General features: G+C 70.8%; 1 protein-coding gene and 1 pseudogene. Both read right to left on the bottom strand.

Annotated elements, in window-relative coordinates:
• Positions 1–381: pseudogene (locus ACTWPV_RS49730) on the bottom strand (hypothetical protein); the annotation flags it as partial.
• A gap of 365 nt (positions 382–746) precedes the next feature.
• Positions 747–958 (bottom strand): cytochrome P450 (locus tag ACTWPV_RS49725; protein WP_443157231.1); only part of this gene is annotated, 212 nt, incomplete at its 5' end.

The raw sequence follows: 958 nt of genomic DNA, 5'->3' as shown, positions 1-958 counted from the left end.
GGTGGCTCTGTTCCAGGCCAGCAGCACCGGCACTCCCGCGACCAGCCCGGCGGCGCCGGCGATCGCCAGGCCGTGCTCCGGTCCGGCCGCTTCGACGAGGAGGCCGCCGAGCAGGATGCCCAGCCCCTGGGCGGCGACCATGCCGGATGAGGCGAAGATTAGGGCGCACAACGCGGGCAGCGGAAGGCCCGGCAGCGCGACGAGTCCGATGAGGACGGTCCTGGCCACATCGCAGGCGATCGTGACCTCCCGCCGCGGGTAGCGGTCGGCCAGCCAGCCCAGCGCGGGGCCTCCGACCAGCGCGGGCACGAACGTCATCGCGAACAACCCGCCCAGCCACAAACCGCGAAACTCGCCGATCGCGAGCACTTTGGCGTACATCGATTCCGTCCGGTCCGACTCGACTGTCCTGGCCGCCCTCGACGAACCCGCACTGCGGCAGGTCCCGCCATGCTCCGGAAAACCCGCGCGGGCGGGTGCCGGCTCCCGGCGGTGGGTGGTGGCCCTCCCGCCTCGTTGCAGACGCCACCACTCCACCGCGGGATCACCTCATCAGGTCCAGACCGGGTCGCGTCGCATCGCCCACACCTCCCTTCGAGACGGGTTCTGGCTGGTCGGCCGCCTTTGAAGCTGCCGCGTCCGGGATTCGTGCCGGTACTCGGCCGGACTCACGGATCAGTGATCGTGATGTACATCCAGACGCGGCCGGGCTTGGTCGGGACGCACTGGCCGGAGCCGGCTCGTGCTCACCAGGTGACCGGGAGCTCGTGGGCGCCGTAGACGACGGCGTCGTTCTTGAACGGCAGCTCCTCGGCCGGTGCGGCGAGCCGGAGGGCAGGGATGCGGCGGAACAGCGTGTCGAAGACGATCTGCAGTTCCATCCTGGCGAGGTTCTGGCCGAGGCACTGGTGCGGGCCGTATCCGAAGGCGAGGTGGTGGCGGGCTCCGCGCTCGATGT

Source organism: Nonomuraea sp. KM88 (genome assembly GCF_052245635.1).
Lineage (GTDB): Bacteria > Actinomycetota > Actinomycetes > Streptosporangiales > Streptosporangiaceae > Nonomuraea.
The sequence above is the reverse complement of the archived record's forward strand: the minus strand, read 5'-3'. Positions and strand labels throughout refer to the sequence as shown.